The 2,255-nt window shown below is 35.0% G+C and carries 2 protein-coding genes; both read left to right on the forward strand.

Annotated features, from left to right (window positions below; translation table 11 throughout):
• Positions 1-118: 118 nt before the first annotated feature.
• Complete coding sequence (locus tag GQR52_RS20250; protein WP_165729604.1) at positions 119-982, forward strand: hypothetical protein; 864 nt, start codon at positions 119-121, stop codon at positions 980-982.
• A gap of 141 nt (positions 983-1,123) precedes the next feature.
• Positions 1,124-2,074, forward strand: coding sequence for a hypothetical protein (locus GQR52_RS20255; protein ID WP_165729605.1), 951 nt, complete (start codon positions 1,124-1,126; stop codon positions 2,072-2,074).
• The last annotated feature ends 181 nt before the right edge of the window (positions 2,075-2,255 follow it).

A 2,255-nucleotide genomic window follows, 5' to 3' on the forward strand; every position in this document is an offset into this window, starting at 1 on the left:
AGTCATTAAAGCAGGAAAATTTACAGTTGGCTGTTTTCACTGCGTTCAACATTTTAGCCAACTATAAATTTCCTCTTAATGAGGCGTTAGGCGTCATTGGAAAATTATGGAGGTTCCCTTGGATTTCGACCAAAAACAATGCATAGATTCCCTTCAAGAAGCAAAAAAAAACTTTTTAGTTGCTTCAAATGCATATGATAAAATATCAAACCTGCATGGAACTCATATTATTGATAGATACCTCAAAAGATACCTTGATCCTAAACGAGGTAGTGCAGAAAGCCTAAAGCAAAGAACTAATGAGACGATTGAAAAAATCAAAGACTTTCAAAGAATGCAGATATCAATAACGTCTGAGATAATGTTTTTGGGTTTTAATCTCGAGCTTGCTATTTCAGAATTAGGACTAAGCGGCCTAGAGCAAACGCTTGGTGAATTCGGAAAACCATTAATAATGTCCCTTGAAGACCAACCAAGTGTTTTAAAACAGCAATCTCAAAATTCGAAACGCGCCATGGAAGTATCAACTATAGGTATTGATAAACTGAATAATGCAGGACAATCACTAATTGTCCAAACTATTCGAACAATAGAAGCAGCGACCAGTGTCTTAAATTCAAGATCTCAAAACTTGGTTCACTTTTCTGAAAAAAACTTGACTAAAATTTCAGCTTTGAAACGTCACATCATTAAGCAAGTTGAAGAAGAGAAGAATAATCAAATTGAAACTCAATTATCTAATTCATTAATTGAAGCTATTTCTGTTTTCTTCGATTGTGCGATGGATGAATTACCAACAGGAACTTTACTAAGGTTGTATAAGCGACTTCGAACAGTATTTATCGGGAACGAAATTGATTTTTCGAAAAGCGATGTCGAAAAAATAGATATACTTCTAGATATGTTTGTTACTGAACAGATCGCATTTGAAGAATTCGAAATGCTACTTGCTTCTACTAGTGAAACTCTTAAGGTAACCTAAAAGAGCGCCTAACAAGTCACTCAAAAGGACAAATAACAGTTGGTTTTTGCTCCTTCGTCGCCTATTTGAACCAACTATTATTTGCCTCTTAGTGAGGCGTTATGTGCCTATGCTTTGGCTCTTCTATATATGGGAATATTTATGAATATTAAAATTAAATTTTCGGTACTATCGTTATTTACTATGTTAAGTTTTTCGTCATCAGCTAGTTCTAGTGATTATGCTGGGACTGCTCATGTAATTAAAGGTGAGGCTGAAGTCAACGTTTCAACGTTATTTACCTGTAAAAACGGACGTTCACGTCCGTCTCCAGTCGGCATTAAAAAATATGATAATATTGAATATCTTGTTCCTGCAAAGGTTCAATATGAACAAAAGAATTTTGCCACAGACCTTTATAATGAATGCTCGAAGGTAACCCCAAAATCTTTATCTGAGGTTAACTTGTCGTCCGTACCTATCATAGAAGTAGATAAAGATGGGGAAGTTATTACAGGGTACATATTTGCAGATAATTACTTTGAATTATTTATAAACGGTAAGTTAATAGCCGTGGATCCTATACCTTTTACTCCTTTTAATTCCAATATCGTGAAATTTAAAGTTAAAAAGCCATATGATATAGCAATCAAAGTTGTTGATTGGGAAGAAAATTCAGGCTTGGGTAGTGAAGATAACCGTGGTAAACGTTTTCACCCTGGAGACGGTGGCTTTATTGCAAGCTTCTCAGATGGTACGAAAACCAATTCTAAATGGTCAGCTCAAACTTTTTATACCTCTCCTGTTTATGATCTGAAGTGTGCTAAAGAAATAGGAGATCAGCGTTTAACAACAAAATGCAGTACCAATGGTGCGGATAAGTATATTGAGACCTATTCGTTACATTGGGATATCCCAGTAAATTGGAAATTAAACGAAAGTTACTTATCTTGGCCAAATTCAGTGGAATTTACGGAAGATGAAATTGGTGTTAATAATAAGAAAGCTTATATGAATTTCCAAGAACAGTTCTCAGGTTCTGGTGCTTCATTTATTTGGTCAAGCAATCTTGTTTTAGATAACCTTGTATTATTCAGGTATCGAGTTAAATAAGGCACATAACAAGTCACTAAAGCAGGACAAATAACAGTTGGTTTTTGCTCCTGCGTCGCTTATTTTAACCAACTATTATTTGCCTCTTAGTGAGGCGTTGAGGCTGTAGAATTACTCTTTCTAGGAACGTATTCTACTATTTTCAATTGATTGCTTTTTAACCTTGAATCCATTCATTCGC

The sequence above is a fragment of the Pseudoalteromonas sp. 31A1 genome (assembly GCF_011378815.1).
Taxonomy (GTDB): domain Bacteria; phylum Pseudomonadota; class Gammaproteobacteria; order Enterobacterales; family Alteromonadaceae; genus Pseudoalteromonas; species Pseudoalteromonas arctica.